General features: G+C 47.2%; 13 protein-coding genes. 9 read left to right on the plus strand and 4 right to left on the minus strand.

From position 1 onward, the window contains the following. Nucleotides 1–2: 2 nt before the first annotated feature. The 3 genes from ssnA to mocA form a co-directional block, all read right to left on the minus strand. On the minus strand, nt 3–1,331 hold the full coding sequence (gene ssnA / locus BIT28_RS14955; RefSeq protein WP_075765087.1) for a putative aminohydrolase SsnA: 1,329 nt from the start codon (nt 1,329–1,331) through the stop codon (nt 3–5). A 14-nt stretch (nt 1,332–1,345) separates the two neighbouring features. After that, complete coding sequence (ygfK, locus tag BIT28_RS14960) at nt 1,346–4,462, minus strand: putative selenate reductase subunit YgfK (protein WP_075765089.1); 3,117 nt, start codon at nt 4,460–4,462, stop codon at nt 1,346–1,348. Between the two features lie 527 nt (nt 4,463–4,989). Further along, a complete protein-coding gene (gene mocA, locus BIT28_RS14965; protein WP_083651867.1) occupies nt 4,990–5,571 on the minus strand; it encodes a molybdenum cofactor cytidylyltransferase in 582 nt (193 codons plus the stop codon). A 46-nt stretch (nt 5,572–5,617) separates the two neighbouring features. On the opposite strand from mocA, the gene yqeC reads away from it, so the two are divergent. The 4 genes from yqeC (at nt 5,618) to BIT28_RS14985 (ending at nt 9,198) form a co-directional block, all read left to right on the plus strand. Further along, the gene (gene yqeC, locus BIT28_RS14970; protein ID WP_075765093.1) at nt 5,618–6,445 is read left to right on the plus strand and encodes a selenium cofactor biosynthesis protein YqeC; all 828 of its coding nucleotides are present in this window, start codon (nt 5,618–5,620) and stop codon (nt 6,443–6,445) included. Nucleotides 6,446–6,479: 34 nt separating this feature from the next. Next, nucleotides 6,480–8,078: a selenium-dependent molybdenum cofactor biosynthesis protein YqeB gene (gene yqeB / locus BIT28_RS14975; RefSeq protein ID WP_075765095.1), complete on the plus strand. Its 1,599-nt coding sequence runs from the start codon at nt 6,480–6,482 to the stop codon at nt 8,076–8,078. Nucleotides 8,079–8,109: 31 nt separating this feature from the next. Further along, nucleotides 8,110–8,556: a MauE/DoxX family redox-associated membrane protein gene (locus BIT28_RS14980; RefSeq protein WP_075765097.1), complete on the plus strand. Its 447-nt coding sequence runs from the start codon at nt 8,110–8,112 to the stop codon at nt 8,554–8,556. A gap of 78 nt (nt 8,557–8,634) precedes the next feature. Continuing rightward, nucleotides 8,635–9,198, plus strand: coding sequence for a rhodanese-like domain-containing protein (locus tag BIT28_RS14985; RefSeq protein WP_075765099.1), 564 nt, complete (start codon nt 8,635–8,637; stop codon nt 9,196–9,198). Nucleotides 9,199–9,318: 120 nt separating this feature from the next. Here the strand turns inward: BIT28_RS14985 and BIT28_RS14990 are convergent, their stop codons facing one another. Continuing rightward, nucleotides 9,319–9,768, minus strand: coding sequence for a hypothetical protein (locus tag BIT28_RS14990; RefSeq protein ID WP_075765101.1), 450 nt, complete (start codon nt 9,766–9,768; stop codon nt 9,319–9,321). 998 nt (nt 9,769–10,766) lie between these two features. Between BIT28_RS14990 and BIT28_RS14995 the strand changes: the two genes are divergently transcribed. The 5 genes from BIT28_RS14995 (at nt 10,767) to torA (ending at nt 15,938) form a co-directional block, all read left to right on the plus strand. After that, a complete protein-coding gene (locus tag BIT28_RS14995; protein ID WP_075765103.1) occupies nt 10,767–11,300 on the plus strand; it encodes a DUF2975 domain-containing protein in 534 nt (177 codons plus the stop codon). 9 nt (nt 11,301–11,309) lie between these two features. Further along, nucleotides 11,310–11,531: a helix-turn-helix domain-containing protein gene (locus BIT28_RS15000; protein WP_075765105.1), complete on the plus strand. Its 222-nt coding sequence runs from the start codon at nt 11,310–11,312 to the stop codon at nt 11,529–11,531. 500 nt (nt 11,532–12,031) lie between these two features. Continuing rightward, nucleotides 12,032–12,148 (plus strand): hypothetical protein, encoded by a 117-nt coding sequence (locus tag BIT28_RS29330; protein WP_160650097.1) that lies wholly within the window; start codon nt 12,032–12,034, stop codon nt 12,146–12,148. A 9-nt stretch (nt 12,149–12,157) separates the two neighbouring features. Continuing rightward, complete coding sequence (torC, locus tag BIT28_RS15005) at nt 12,158–13,336, plus strand: pentaheme c-type cytochrome TorC (RefSeq protein ID WP_075765107.1); 1,179 nt, start codon at nt 12,158–12,160, stop codon at nt 13,334–13,336. Nucleotides 13,337–13,460: 124 nt separating this feature from the next. Beyond that, a complete protein-coding gene (gene torA, locus BIT28_RS15010) occupies nt 13,461–15,938 on the plus strand; it encodes a trimethylamine-N-oxide reductase TorA (protein WP_075765109.1) in 2,478 nt (825 codons plus the stop codon). The last annotated feature ends 66 nt before the right edge of the window (nt 15,939–16,004 follow it).

Here is a 16,004-nt window from a genome sequence, read left to right on the forward strand (position 1 = left end):
CATTAGTCTAATTGATCCATTGTCTTCCATAGACGCTGGGCTACTTTGCTGGCTTCAGCATAGATAGGCGCAACATCGAACGGGAATGCACGATCTTCATACACAAAACGCCCTTCAACGATAACGCTGTTGACGTTGCCCGCATTTATGCCGAAGGCAATATGCCCAGGCAGGTTGTCCGCCACGAATGGCGTCGGGCTGGTGTAGTCAAGAATGGTCAAGTCAGCCTTGTTTCCTGGGTCCAAGCGGCCAAACTTGGCGCCAAAGTTCCGGGCAAGGATTTCATTACCGTTCCACAGGCTGCGGGTAAAGCTGTCAGGCCAAAGCGGACCACCGGCATCACGATGCTTAAAGAAGGCAAACTTGAGCTCTTCGAACATATCGGCACCGATACCATCGGTACCCAACGCGACATTCTTGAAGCGAGTCAGCTTATGGTTGTAACCCACATTGTTGTTCATATTTGAACGGGCGTTGTGGGCCAGGAAGCCATCTTTGGCATTCAGAATGTCGATGTCACGGTCAGACAGGAACAAGCCATGGGCCAGCAAAGTCTTCTCGTTGATTAGACCAAAGCTGTCGAGACGCTCGACAATATCCTGGCTGTAATGATGATGGCTGTGTGTCACGTCGTAGCGATCTTCTGCGACATGGACATGAATACCACGCCCTGTTGCCTGGACAGCCTCAGCCATCATTGCCAAACCTTCGTTGGTCACGGTGAACGGCGCGTGGGCACCGATGTGCGCTTCAACCAAGTACGGTTCTGTGCCTTCTTCCTTGGCACGGTCGACAAGCTGGGCGAAGGCGATGTTCTCTTCGACACCCGCCATCATTTCCTTCATGCCGCCGTTACGGTCGGTGGTTTCAAAGCAGGTCATACCGCGCAGTCCAGCTTTCAGGAAGCCTTTTCGCAGGGTATTTAGCGAGCCCGCGATGTAGTTAGGCGATGCATGGTGGTCAATCACCGACGAACAACCGTTCTTGATAGCTTCTAGCGAGCAGATAAGGCCGCTGTAGTAGAGCGCTTCTTCATCCAGCGCTCGGTCCATCCGCCACCACAGGTTCTTCAGGATTGAGATAAAGTCCGGGCTTGGCTTGATATCAGCCATAATGCCGCGGGCAAGACCCGAGTAAAAATGGTTGTGCGAGCAGACAATACCCGGCATGACCAGTTTACCCTTCATCTCCTTGACAGTAGCATCCGGGTATTTTGCTGCCAGATCCGAACCAACTTCCTTGATTACGCTGCCATCAATCAAGATATCAACGCTTTCTTTAATCAGTGCAGGTTCAAACTGCACTGCCGTTGCATTTTTAAGTAATAACATTCCTGACTCCTCACCTATACATCTACTTTGCCAAGAAGATAACGATGATTTGCATGCACATAGCTGATCATGGTTGCTTCATCTGCCATCGACTCAGGCATATCCAGTTCGCTTTGCTCATTAATGCTGAAGGTATATGTTTCGCCCTGAGTGCGGACAAGTACTTCTTCGCCTTCGATATAGAAACCAGCATTAGTGCTATTGGCAAAGTCACCACGCAGGTTGAAGATGGTGAACTTGTCTTTGTATGGCTTGCTGTCCCATGGACAGAACTGGGCACAGTTGCCACATTCGTTACAGTAAGCGTCAATATGCAATGTCTGGTACTGATCTTTGAAACCAGGAATTGGCAGTGAGATATTGGCGCGGTTCGGACACACATCCACACACTTGCTACAGATATACGAACATTCCAAACAACGTTTTGCTTCTTGCTCGATAAATTCTTCGCGGTCAGTTTCTTCAAGCTTGTTCGCGCTGATCATCTTGACCTGAATATCGCCTTTACGGGCATATACAGCCTCGGCTTTCACATCAGAAGAAACCTCTTTCTCCTGCTCAAGCTGAGCTTCACGAGCCAGAATCGCCGTTGCCGCCTTGCGACCGCCGGAGATAGCAGAAACAATCGATGAAGGACCCGTCTGGGCATCACCCATCAGGAACACATTCTCAACTGCCGTCTCGCAAGTTTTCGCATCAACAGCTGGCCAGCCATCTTCACCCATTGGGATACCGATACGGCTCAATACATCGCGGTTAGACTGTTCGCCCACCGCAGTCACCAGTGCATCCACCTGAAGCTCGACGGTCTTGTCGGTCGCAACTGGACGGCGACGACCTTTCTCGTCTGGCTCGCCCAGCTCCATCACACGGGCTGTCAGCTTGCCATCGGCATCGTACTGCTCTGGATTGGTCAGGAACATGAACTGCACGCCATCTTCCACGGCTTCTTCGTACTCTTCCTTGTATGCAGGCATTTCAGCAATCGTACGACGGTACAGGATGGTAACTTTCTCGACACCGTCAACCTTAAGGGCAGCACGGGCACTATCCATCGCGGTGTTACCGGCACCGACAACAGCAACGTGTTTGCCAAGTTCCAGCTTCTCACCATCGTTAAAGCTGCGGAGGAATTCGAGTGACTTGAACACCTTGGTGTTATCACCAGACAGTGAAATCGGGTTGCCCTTATCGGCACCTATGCCCAGACAGATATACTTGAAGCCGCTTGATTTCAGTGTTTCCACTGTCATATTCGGGTTGCAGCCGTATTCGATATGAACACCGTGGTCTTTAACGAAATCAATATCGTGCTGGATCACTTCGGCAGGAATACGGAACTGAGGAATGATATTCTTAACCACACCACCGGCATTGTGCTCTTTTTCAAACACTGTGACAGGGTGACCGGCACGGGCCATGAAGTATGCTGCTGACAAGCCTGCAGGACCTGCACCAATTACCGCAACTGGGTGCTTGGCTTTATCCATGTCTGGTTCATGCCACTTGGCCTTGTAGCCATCCCAGCCTTTATCCAGTGCAATTTTCTTCATTTCACGGATATTCAGCGCACCTTCGTAGTCACGACGGGTACAGTTGTACTGACACTGGTGATCACAGATGTGACCTGTGATAGCAGGCAGGGCGTTACGTGAGTAAATCACTTCCAGCGCTTCGGTGTACTTATGCTCACCCATCAGGCGAATGTACTCGGGGATATCCTGGCTGATCGGACAGGCTGTTACACATGGTGCGACATAACAATCAGTCAGAGGCACGGCTTTCTTCACACTGATCTCTTCAGGACCACGCCACTCTTTCTGGACGTAATCGGCAACCAGTGACTTCGCCGCCAGGGCTTCAAGCTTGACCAGGTCAACTTTCTGCATGCCCCACTCTTCGCTCGATTCCAGTTCCTTGGCACAATCGGTCAGACGCAGGTAACCGCCAGGCTTGAGCAGATCGGTCGCCATGGTGATTGGACGAATACCGGTTTCGAAAATTTCCTTGATGTTGAATTTGCTGGCACCACCGGAGTAAGAAATTGGCAGCATGCCGTCAAACTCACGTGATAGCTCAAGCGCTACGTTAATTGATAGCGGGAACAAGGCACGGCCCGACATGTACATCTCTTTGTCTGGCAAACGGCCCTTACGGTTCAATGTACCCAGGGTATTGGTTAGTTTGACCCCGAAGCCGATACCTTTCTCTTTGCCCAAATCGACCAGGCGATGCAGCATGGCTTTCGCATCTTCAATCTGAAGATCATGGCTAAATGACTCTTCGCTCAATGCAACATAGTCAAAACCGGCATTGTCCAGAATACTACGTACGCGCTCGAAGCCCAGCAGAGTTGGGTTCAGTTTCACGAACGTGTTGATGCCCTTGTCTTCAATCATGTAGCGACAAATTGCTTCGATTTCATTCGGTGGACAACCGTGCATGGTAGACAGGGTAACGCCACGGGTCAGTTGGGCAGGAATGGTATCCGACAGCTTGTTCAGACGCTCGAAGCGGTGCTCGAAGCCGAAGGTCTTAACGAAATCCGGATCGGTAATGAAGCTGTTTAGCTCGGCGATATAGGCATGGAAGCTTTCATGCTCGCTTGAATCAAGCATATCGTGGATATACTTCTGCATCGGCGCAGTCTGAATACCCGCAAGATCGTAGCCTACACTCATATTGAACACGAAAGACTTCTCTTCGCCATCCGCACGCGGGGCAAAGACTTCTTCTAACAAGTGAAGTGCAATCCAGGCTTTGAGGTATTCGTCATACGCTTTGATCAGAGTGAACTCTGTCGACCACTCGGTATTAAAGCACTCATCCTCAGCGTCGATACATGGCTTGGCGATTTCCAGCTGATCCAGTTTCTGAACTGTTTTCAGCTCCATGAAACGTCCACCTGCAAGCCATGAAGAAATGATGTTTTGCGCCAGCTGGGTGTGCGGGCCGGCAGCAGGGCCTACAGGGGTTTCACAGTTCTCACCCCAGACGGATAGATCCTTGGCACTCTCCTTGCGATAAAATTGCTTCGATGGAATCCCAAAAATTGACTGGCTCTCTTTATACTCGCTAAAGATGCGATTGAGTAGCTCGCCAAACGGTACGGGACGCATGATGTCTCCCATGATAAATCTCCTTGATGCTGTATTTTTCTTGTATTTTCACAGCCAGCACATTTCGTTGTGCAATGCGTAGGGCTAAGAGTGATAGGCCGAAATAGATCAGCCCGCTATGACTCTTAAAGAGCAACTACTGCGCCAAACTTTAAAATCAAGATCATCAAGACGAATTTTCATCGCTAATTTCGTGACCAATGTCGAAACTAAGGACAAATGTGTGAGCACGCGCAATATAGAAAATAAGCGCCAATTAATAATAAGAATAAGTTATAAATGAGTATGATTCTTAATTAAGTAATTTTTTCTATCAAATTAATAAATTGCTATCACTTTGATACCGATAAATATGATAGCAACTATCACTACAATAAAAGTTAAACGGATTTGAGACAGAAGAAATCAAACTTAAATTTTTCAGATGAAGAGAAAATAAATCCGATTTGAAATCACACTATATTAATAGCCATAACCAGGCAGATTTTCCCTGATATCAATTTGATAAAAAGTTACTATCAACTCTCATAATGATAGGACTATTGTGAGCGCTGGCACAGTCGCTCGTAAGCCGCAGGTGTATCAACATCAAAATAGATATTTGTATCGGATAGCCTGGCATATTTCACCTCACCACCATATATGATGCGTTTCATTTTACCGTCAAAAGGCGCCGATAGGATTTGGGCTTTCAGTGTGGCAGGAAGCAGCACCGGATGACCAGGGCGTTCAGCGGTGCCTGGGAACACCGTATAGCTGCCACGTTTATCCCATACCCGACGATAAATATCGGGCGAAATACACGGCATGTCACCATGGCAGATAAAGAAGTTCTCAGTCCTAACCTGCTTGGCCCCTTGCTGAATCGAGCTAAACATCCCTTGCTCATAGTGAGTGTTAACTACCACCTCAACACCTTGTTTTTGCTTATATCGGTAGGCCAACTCATCGCCACGGTGGCCCGCAACCAATATAACCCGTGAGCAAAATCCAAGTGCATTTTCGATACTTTCATCAAGGATTGTATGGTGCCGGTAAGGTAGCATCATCTTCCAGCGTCCCATTCGGGATGACAGGCCGGCAGCCGGCATTACACAATCTACGTGTCGGTATTGTTCCATTGTCATTACTCACTATATTGACGCTTATTGAGCTATTGGGGGCTGCATGAAATCTGCAAAAACTTACCATGCACTACGCGCTTCACAATTTGATATACCGCTTAATAACTCGCTGGTTATTGCACTTGTTGGCGGCGGCGGGAAGACATCAACAGCTTTTTGGCTTGCCAGGCAATTCAAAACTCAGGGGCATTGCGTATTTGTCAGCACCACCACTAAAATGTATTTACCCGAGAACAATCAAGCTGACAACTTTATTAATCTCGAAAGTAGCATCAATCCACTAATACCATACCAGCACCTGGATTTATCAGAACCAAGTATCACTTTTTGCTATAAAGATAAAATAATCAGCAACAACAAAAGTGATAAAATTAAAGTGTCCGGTGTCACAGCCGAGTTAATCGACAAATTAAAAAATGACTCACCTTTCACAGTTTTTATTATTGAATCTGATGGTGCCAAATGTTTACCAATAAAGGCCCCTGATAGGCATGAGCCTTGCATTCCTATTACTTCGGATATGGTTATCGGTATAACTGGCGCAGAAGTTATTCATACTCAGGCAACCCCCGAGAGAATTCATCGATGGAATACGTTTTCTGCCCTCACTCAATGCTCAACTGGTGACATTATTGATCACCGGGTATTGGGGAACTTGATTGAACATCAACATGGAATGTTTAAGCATGCTCCCGATCAGGCCATCAAGATTTGGTTAATAAACAAAATAGACCTGACCGCTAACTACCCAAACCTAACCCGGTTAGCCCATAAGGTCATTAACAAGACCACAACCCTTGATGCCATCTGGCTTGCTGCGATGAACAGTCAGACACCGATAAAAGACGTACTGACGAGAGGTAAGCCTTAGCACCTCTCGTCGCGAGACACTGAGGTCAAAACTGATGAACATTTTTGCAAAAGCTGCCCAACTCGAAGAAGAGAACATTCCATTTGCCCTGGCAAATATCATTGAAACCCGCGGTTCGGCACCGCGCCACTCTGGGCAGATGATTATCAAGGCGGACGGTTCAATCATAGGCACGGTCGGTGGCGGCATGATTGAGCGCTACGTTATCGAACAGTCACTGGAAGCTTTGCAGGAAAGAAAGGCCCGTGTTGTCAAAGGACGAATGACCCGTTCGGGCCCGGACGCCATGGACATGGACTGCGGTGGCGCCATGAGCGTATTCATTGATGTTTATGGTCTTCGCCCCAGCCTGCTCCTGATTGGTGCCGGACATGTGAACCGCGCTGTCGCCCATGCAGCTCATGTGCTCGGATTTGATATTACCGTCGCAGATGCCTATGAAGACAGCCTTGCCGAAGAACACTTTCCTGCCGGTACCAAGCGGACTCTAGGCAAAAACATGGAAGATGCTATCGACAAGCTGGATATCAACAAAGACAGTTTCGTCGTGATTGCTACCAATCATCAGGATCAGGATGCAATCACCAAGGTTGTTGATTGCGATACCCGCTATATTGGTCTGATGGCAAGCCGTCGCAAAGTGCAGACCCTATTCAACCACCTGCGAAAGTGCAATGTCAGCGAAGCACATATTCAGGCTATCCACTCCCCTATTGGTTTCAATATCGGTGCTGAGACTCCAGAAGAGATCGCCATCAGCATCATGGCCGAGATCCTCAAAGTCAAACATCAGTCTGCCGGTGGTTTGATGAAAGACGATACCCGCCTCAATCGTAATAAACTGGTTTTAATCCGTGGCGCAGGAGATATCGCTACTGGTGTTGCGATCCGGCTCAAAAATGCAGGATTTAAAGTGGTTATGACCGATATTTCACAGCCAACTGTGATTCGCTGCACGGTCTCTTTTGCCCAGTGCCTGTACGGTAATCCTGCCGAAGTTGAAGGGATCATCGCCCAAAAAGCGAAAAGTTGCGAAGAAGTTTTCAAACTGATCGACGATAACAAGATCCCGGTAATGGTAGATGAAGATTGCTGCTCGCTGTCCAGCCTCAAACCGACTTTTGTGGTCGATGCCATTCTGGCCAAGCGTAATCTTGGTACAACACGAGACATGGCACCTATCACCATAGCTCTCGGTCCGGGCTTTACAGCCGGAGAAGACTGCGACGCGGTTATTGAAACCAACCGGGGCCACTACCTCGGACGAATTATCTACAACGGTGTCACCCAGGCCAATACAGGGATCCCCGGCAATATAGCAGGCTACACCCATCAGCGTGTACTGCGTGCTCCCTGCGAAGGCATTATGCATAACCATGTCAAACTGGGAGATATCGTAGAAGAAGGGGATGTTATTGCCCATGTCGGTGACAGCCCGGTTGTTGCCCCGCTAGGCGGCATGGTGCGGGGGCTGCTGAATGAAGGGCTCACCGTCACCGAAGGATTCAAAATTGGTGATATTGACCCGAGAGGCATCGAGGCCGATTTCACCACCGTTTCTGACAAAGCCAGAGCTATCGGCGGCAGCGTACTGGAAGCAATGCTCCATCTGGAGCACACCGTGTTGAATTAAGATTTTACTATTTATAGAAGGGAGTATCGCTATGAAAACACGTGGATATATTCATCGTTTCGTCACCAGCTTCGTCTTGCTCTCGGCGGCAGCCATTGCCCTAAAAGGCTTCTTCCACCCAGAGCAAACTGCGCTCTTGTTACAAGATACCGGGCTGGTACCGGCTATATATGTCGATGTATTGGCATTCTCCCTTCCGTTTGCGCTGGCTGTGTGCCTCTCGCTGGCTTTCTTTGAGCTGACCTCCATCGCGCCTATCCTGGTCTGCCTGGCTCTGTATATGCTGCCGTCCGGAATCGCGCTATACCAGGGGTTGCATTTTGACTGCGGCTGCTATCTGCCTGGCTCTTTGGAATCACAAGTCTATAGCGAACTGGAACCGCAATTTATCGTCCTGCTGCTCATCACATTCTTTACCGCCGGACTGCACTATTTCAATAGCCAGCGGCCAGTTCGCAACAAAGCACACCTTGCCTAAATGCGGTGTGGATATTCAGTGTATTTTTGTCACTTTCGCCGCATTTTTGCGGCGAAATTCAACCAATAAGGACTTACTATGCCATTCAGTAAATCTCGTCTTCAACGTCCTCGTCGTAGCTTCTGGCTCAATGCATTTATTCTGGCGGCTGGTCTTCTGATCTTACCCCTAACTGCCAATGCGGGCCTGTTCTCCGGAAAATTCGAGGCAGAAGTACAAACAGAGCAGGTCGCAATCAAGCTACACAATGACACGCTAGCGGGTGGTTACCAGCTGATAGATACTAATGGTGTGAAAGCCCTGCTGGACAACAAAGAGGATGTCCTGATTATTGATGCTATGCCGTATAAGGACAGTTACAAGAAAGAGCATATCCCGACAGCGATCCAGTTTGAGTTCCCGATTGCCTCAATGCCTGAGTGGAAAGTCACAGGCACGGATGGTAAAACCCAGGAAAACTTCGCGGCTTTGCTCGGTGCCGACAAAAACAAGACGCTCGTTTTCTACTGCGGATTTGTTAAATGTGGCCGAAGCCACAATGCAGCCGCATGGGCGATTAAGATGGGCTACAACAACGTCTATCGCTACCCAGGCGGCATCTACGCATGGAAAGGTGCTGGCTTTGACACAGAAAGCAAATAAGTACTAACAGAACCATTCAATACCATGAATACTGATTTCAGAAGCGGGAGAGTACTCCCGCTTTTTTGACTTTAGGTACATCCCATGTACACGATGGAAGGCTACCCAAAGTGAACAGGGCTAGAAGCTGATCTGCGTATCTAACGTCACAACAAGGTTATAGTTCTTGGTATCAATCAAGCCGACAGGCACAAGGCCAAAGTTAAAGCTCAACCAGTCAATAGGAAGTACTCGCAGGTAAGGCTGGGCCAGTGGCACAACATCCATCCCCGACTCCTCCCTATAACCAGTAACCCCTCCCAGTCGAATACCGAGCCCCAGATAAGGATTCATGTCGTATTCAAACGTTTTATAGGCAGCAACACTTTGACGTGAATAGCTATTTTCAAAACCAATAACGCCATAGCTAGCATATTCAACACCAACGCCCAGATTGCTCTCATTAAGATCAATACATTGATTACTAGCACAGTAAAAATGTTTGCTCGCCAGTGGCAATGTTACCCTGAACTCGCTGGCACTATTAGGCAGAGCAGCAAAGGCGAGTAAGATCGCAAATGCTTTCTTCATTTAGGTTTCCTGCAAATTATTATTTTGAATACTACGCACCCCACCCTGGAGAGTATTTGCTCCAAAGTAATCTAAAGGATGCCTTTAACGAATTACTACTCGAAATTAAGGATGGATATCGCTTATAACTTTTATCTTATTGATATTAAACAGCCTTTATTGTTTATTTTTGTATCACTGACTCGCAAAATCAATTAGGAAACAGGGGATTGAACCCAGTTATTCCCCTATCAGCAAAATAATCCTATTTTATCTGGTCTCACAAACATTAACTTATTCAATTAGTCACTTATTAAATTCAATCAAGAGCAGATAAAAACATAAGTTACTGATTTAAATGGCAATAGAAGGAGAGCCGTATATGTGAGCTTTCCTTGTTGTCCTAATTATGAAAATAGTCTTCTTATTAAGAATAAGCATATGATGACGAATATTATTATTCAGTCAAATAAAAACTGACCGTTTTTTTACTTTATCAGTCTTGATAATGAGAAAATACACCAAATTTCATGCTAAGTTTCTGAGTGACAATATATTTATTTGCTCACATTATTTTGAGATATTCTGCGCAATTTTGTTATTTTTTTGTCTTCCTCATTATGGATATAAAACCCAATGAATATTTATATTGTCATATTATCATTTGTTTCTATAGGGTTTATTTCCACACCATCTAAACTACGCCAAATAATAGAGCATTAGCTCTTTTCGGATTAATTCTATCGCCCTATTTTGTCTGCCATAACAAGTGCTAGACCCATTCAAATACAGTGTTCTTAAAGATCTCCTACAGTAACCCTCTGCACCTTTGTCGCTGCCAGAACCTTTGCCTGTGGCAAGCTGGAACTCTAGCTCCTTGATTTATAAGCTAACTTTCAATACCGCTTTATCTGCACCAATGAAACAACACCTAACTTATCGTTTTTCGATAATTTTTTATTGAACTACGGCGTTCCGGATGTCAAGATATATACAAATCTACACGGGGGAAACTATGAATGTCTGTTCAAAATGCCATTCAAACACTTAGCCAGAGGCTTCTTATCCTACTTTGGATAATCCTGCTATTTACACCGATATCAATCACATTTATCTGGTTCTACGGTACACTTGTTGAGTCCGCCAGTGGGGTAAGCCTGGAGTTTTCATTCGATGTCAGTTTGCCTCTGACTATCGGAAAGTCGTTAATGGGTTACCCGTTTGCTCTACTACCATCACTCGTTTACATGGCAATCATCTGGCAATTAATCCGCTTGTTCCGCCTCTATCAGTTAGGTGACGTATTTACACAAGCAAACGTTTCCTGCTTCAGGCGTATCGCTAACTTGATGATTGCGACACCTGTTATCAGCGTACTATCCGACATGTTATTGGGTGCCGTTCTGTCTATTGGTCAGGAAAACTTCAATATAGGATTCACTATTGATGACAGTGACTTGACGATTTTACTGATTGGCCTTACGGTGCGTGCTATTTCGCACGTTATGACGCTGGCGAAGGATATTAAAGAAGAAAACGAGCTAACAGTTTAGGATAACAACATGCCAATTATCATTAATTTAGATGTAATGCTGGCAAAGAGAAAGATGCGCTCAAATGAACTCGCAGCCAAGATCGGTATTACAGAGCAAAATCTATCAGTACTCAAAAATGGTCGAGCCAAGGCACTCCGGCTGACAACGCTCGAAGCGATATGCAAGCACCTTAACTGTCAGCCCGGAGACATTCTCGAGTATGCCGATGAAACAGATGCCAACGAGTAGATAAGCTATTTTCATACTCATGCCTGACATAAATAGCAGGAACACATACAACAACACGTATGTGTTTCCTTTGTTATTAACAGAAAACTAAAGCGCATTAAGTTGAGCTCAAGACTAACCTACCCCCAACAAGCACAATGTTGCCACGATGTTATTTTAACTGGGTATTTTCCTTACCTCTCCTACCGCTATTTTTCGAAATAATCTAAACCAAACCATCCCCAAGCCACTTCCAAAAACCACTAAAAAACGCCACCAAAGTGGTATTGCTCGTGGTAGCAATTTGTGGAAAAGCATACCTTTATCACATTCCTATCAATTATTTAAAATTAGTCAAAATTCACCCATCGAATACCATAAAAATAAAATGGTTATTTTTCATTAACCTACAAAAAATCCATTAATATTCTTTCACATTAAATAACATACGCTCGCATTTCTATATCTGCCATTCACACCCTCTCATTAGAATGAATAAAAAAACACGCGAGGTGAGTTTTATGACAGCAATAAAACAACAAGAATTGAGATCAACATTTCTTTACACATTTGTTATTTTCCCTGCACTTACAGCAGGTGCGGTAGGCCTTTATGGTTTGGCAGCGTGGCTGCTGTAAGGAAAAATAATGAAATCTATTAAGCAAATACTGCAACATTTCTTTACACCCAGTAAAACCATCGGTTTAGGTATTTTGATCCTGGCCGGCTTTGTTGGCGGTATCGGATTCTGGACGACTTTTGATGCCGGTCTTGAATACACCAATCAGGAACAATTCTGCATTGGTTGTCATGAAATGGAAAACAACGTCTACCAAGAACTACAAAGTACTATCCACTTTAAAAACCGTACCGGTGTACGCGCAACTTGTCCGGACTGCCATGTTCCGCACAATTTTACCGACAAGATAGCGCGTAAAGCTCAGGCTTCAATGGAGTTATGGGCCAAGCTGACCGGCGAAGTCGATACACCTGAGAAGTTCAGCAAAAAACGTCTGGAAATGGCGAAACGCGAATGGGCACGAATGTCTGAAAACGGCTCCGCCGAATGCCGTAGTTGCCATGACTATAACAGCATGGACTTTGACAAGATGTCGGCTGATGCCCGCGATCAGATGATGGATGCTGCCAAAAACGATCAAAGCTGCATCGACTGTCACAAAGGTATTGCTCACCACATGCCGGATATGTCCGCTGGCTACAAAGCCATTATGGATGATCTGAACACGCAGGCTCTAGAAACATCGGTTCGTAGCGGGAACACCTACTATACGCTGCACAACAAGGAACTGTTCCTGGATCCGGAGATGACTAAAAAAGCGGGCTTGATGATCTCATCAGTGCCAGTGGAAGTCGTCAGCAGCCAAGGCGACGCCATTGAAGTCAAAATTACCGGTTGGCGCAAGAAAAAAGGCAGTGGCAAAATCATTATGCAAGACTTTGCCCGCAATATTCGTGTCGCTTCACTTCAGCGTAAAGTCGCCAAAACCAAAGGCTTCTTTAATGTCCTTGATGCCAAAGAAGACGAAGATACCAGCATCACCTGGCAGAACGTCGACTTTACCCTATGGACGGACAAAACCGACCTGGTCGAAGAGGTTGAGCCAATTTGGGAATATGCCAAGGAAGCCTACACCGCAACGTGCAGCCGTTGTCACTCACAACCTGCAGAGGCGCATTTTGACTCAAACACCTGGGTAGGAATGTTCAAAGGCATGCTTGATTTCGCCGACTTCGAAAAAGAAGAAGAGCAAGTTGTTCTGCGCTACCTGCAGATGCACTCTTCGGACTATAGCAACGATCACTAACTAAGCTTGGAGGTCGTTATCGGCGCCCTCCTTCCCCTAAAACCAAACCGAATGGTTAGGATGCCTCTTGGCAAAAATTAATTGTTCAGCTTGGTATCAATAATAACTGATAAGCGAGGCTATCATGAGTGGTTCAAGTTTTAACCTGAAACGCCGTGACTTTTTGAAAGGTATTACCGCCGGTGCCGCAGGCGTAGTTGTAGGCCCGAGTTTGCTAACTGCCAGCAAGGCGATGGCAGCGGACGCACCACAGTGGAAACTAACTGGTTCGCACTGGGGCGCATTCCGTGCTCGTATCGAAAATGGACGTGTAGCTGAAATTAAACCCTTTGAACTAGATACCCACCCAACTGACATGCTTAACGGCATGAAAGGGATGATCTACAATCCATCCCGTGTCCGCTACCCTATGGTACGCGTCGATTGGCTAAAAAATGGCAGCAAGAGCGACACCAGCAAGCGTGGTGATAACCGTTTTGTACGTGTTAGCTGGGATAAGGCACTGGACCTTTTCCATAGCGAGCTAGATCGCGTTCAGAAAACTTATGGCTCTTCAGCGCTTCATGCCGGTCAAACTGGCTGGCGTTCAACCGGTGCTCTGCACAGCGCTGGTAACCATATGCAGCGTGCTATTGCCTACCACGGTTCATTTACCAAAAAAGTCGGTGACTACTCGACAGGTGCCGGTCAGCACATCCTTCCTTACGTACTGGGCAACTCCGAAGTTTATGCGCAAGGTACTTCCTGGCAGCACATCCTGAACGAGACCAAATTCCTGGTACTATGGGCGAACGATCCGGTGAAAAACCTGCAGGTAGGCTGGAACTGTGAGACTCACGAAGCCTACCCACACCTGGACACTCTGAAAGCCAAAATTGCCAGCGGTGACATCCGCGTGATCAGCATTGATCCGGTAGCCACCAAAACCCAGAAGTTCCTAGGTTGTGAGCAAATGCGCATCAACCCGCAAACTGACGTTGCCCTGATGATGGCGATTGCCCATACCCTGGCAACTGAAGATCTGGCTGACGTCGATTTCCTTGACGAATACACAATGGGTTATGAGAAGTTTGTTCCTTACCTGATGGGTAAAACCGAAGACAAGATCGAGAAAACACCTGAGTGGGCTGCCAAGATCTGTGGCGTACCGGCTGACGACATCCGCCAGCTAGCCCGTGCGATGGCAGCAGACCGTACCCAGCTAATGCTAGGCTGGTGTGTACAGCGTCAGCAGCATGGTGAGCAGCCTTACTGGATGGCAGCGGTACTGGCTTCCATGCTCGGTCAAATCGGTCTTCCTGGCGGCGGTATCTCTTACGCACACCACTATAGCTCTATCGGTGTACCGTCTTCGGGTGCTGCAGGTCCAGGCGCATTCCCTTCAACGCCGGATAAAGGCTACAAGCCTGTTTACGGTGAGAAGTTTAACGGCTTCAGCAAAGTGATCCCTGTTGCGCGCTGGGTGGATTGTCTGGTTAACCCGGGCGAGACCATCGACTATAACGGTAAGAAGGTAAAACTGCCTGAAATCAAGATGATGGTATTCAGCGGTAACAACCCGTGGCATCACCACCAGGATCGCAACCGCATGAAACAGGCACAGCAGTCACTGGAAACAGTGGTTTCTGTTGATTACCGCTGGACAGCAACATGCCGTTTCTCTGACATCGTTCTGCCAGCAACAACACCATTCGAGCGTAACGATATCGACGTATACGGCTCTTATTCTGCCCGCGGTATTATTGCAATGCAGAAGCTGGTTGAGCCTCAGTTCGAAGCGAAAAGTGACTTCGAGATCTTCAGCGAGCTAACCAAGCGCTTCGGCAAAGATCGCGAGTACACTCGCGGCATGAATGAAATGCAGTGGCTTAAGGAAATCTACAAAAACTGCCGCAAAGCCAACAAAGGCAAGTTTGAGATGCCAGAATTCGAGAAGTTCTGGGAAGAAGGGTTTGTTGAGTTTGGTAAAGGCAAGCCTTGGGTTCGCCACGCTGACTTCCGCGAGGATCCGGAAGAATACGCATTGGGTACTGCTTCAGGCTTGATCGAAATCTTCTCCAACAAGATCGCGAAATACGGCTATAACGACTGTAAAGGCCACCCAATGTGGTTTGAAAAAGTCGAACGTAGCCACGGTGGCCCGGGCTCTGATAAGTATCCGCTCCAGCTGCAGTCTTGTCACCCGGATCAACGCCTGCACTCGCAGTTATGTGAGTCGGAAGAGTACCGTGCAACCTATACCGTTCAGGGTCGTGAACCTATCTACATGAGCCCTGAAGATGCAAAAGCACGCGGTATTAAAGACGGCGACATCGTTCGTGTACACAACGATCGAGGTCAGTTACTGGCCGGTGCCGTTGTAACTGCGGATTATATGCCTGGCGTGATGCGTATCTATGAAGGTGCCTGGTACGGTCCTCAAGATGAGAAAGTCGGCTCGCTTGATACCTACGGCGATCCAAATACACTGAGCCTGGACTTGGGTGCCTCTAAGCTATCTCAGGCAACCAGTGCGCACACCTGTATCGTTGAAGTTGAGAAGTTCGTTGGCAAAGCACCTGCAGTTACCGCTTTTGGCGGCCCGCAGGAAGTTGAAGCCTAATATCTCTCAAACTGACCTCTAAGATAAAAGCCTCACTTATGCGAGGCTTTTTCTTGATTACCGTTC

It is taken from the genome of Photobacterium proteolyticum (assembly GCF_001939735.1).
GTDB lineage: Bacteria > Pseudomonadota > Gammaproteobacteria > Enterobacterales > Vibrionaceae > Photobacterium > Photobacterium proteolyticum.

Bases quoted from the DNA above. Each gene is read 5' to 3' on its own strand.
- ssnA (WP_075765087.1), bottom strand. From the start codon at position 1,331: ATGTTATTACTTAAAAATGCAACGGCAGTGCAGTTTGAACCTGCACTG.
- ygfK (WP_075765089.1), bottom strand. From the start codon at position 4,462: ATGGGAGACATCATGCGTCCCGTACCGTTTGGCGAGCTACTCAATCGC.
- mocA (WP_083651867.1), bottom strand. From the start codon at position 5,571: ATGGAACAATACCGACACGTAGATTGTGTAATGCCGGCTGCCGGCCTG.
- yqeC (WP_075765093.1), top strand. From the start codon at position 5,618: ATGAAATCTGCAAAAACTTACCATGCACTACGCGCTTCACAATTTGAT.
- yqeB (WP_075765095.1), top strand. From the start codon at position 6,480: ATGAACATTTTTGCAAAAGCTGCCCAACTCGAAGAAGAGAACATTCCA.
- BIT28_RS14980 (WP_075765097.1), top strand. From the start codon at position 8,110: ATGAAAACACGTGGATATATTCATCGTTTCGTCACCAGCTTCGTCTTG.
- BIT28_RS14985 (WP_075765099.1), top strand. From the start codon at position 8,635: ATGCCATTCAGTAAATCTCGTCTTCAACGTCCTCGTCGTAGCTTCTGG.
- BIT28_RS14990 (WP_075765101.1), bottom strand. From the start codon at position 9,768: ATGAAGAAAGCATTTGCGATCTTACTCGCCTTTGCTGCTCTGCCTAAT.
- BIT28_RS14995 (WP_075765103.1), top strand. From the start codon at position 10,767: ATGTCTGTTCAAAATGCCATTCAAACACTTAGCCAGAGGCTTCTTATC.
- BIT28_RS15000 (WP_075765105.1), top strand. From the start codon at position 11,310: ATGCCAATTATCATTAATTTAGATGTAATGCTGGCAAAGAGAAAGATG.
- BIT28_RS29330 (WP_160650097.1), top strand. From the start codon at position 12,032: ATGACAGCAATAAAACAACAAGAATTGAGATCAACATTTCTTTACACA.
- torC (WP_075765107.1), top strand. From the start codon at position 12,158: ATGAAATCTATTAAGCAAATACTGCAACATTTCTTTACACCCAGTAAA.
- torA (WP_075765109.1), top strand. From the start codon at position 13,461: ATGAGTGGTTCAAGTTTTAACCTGAAACGCCGTGACTTTTTGAAAGGT.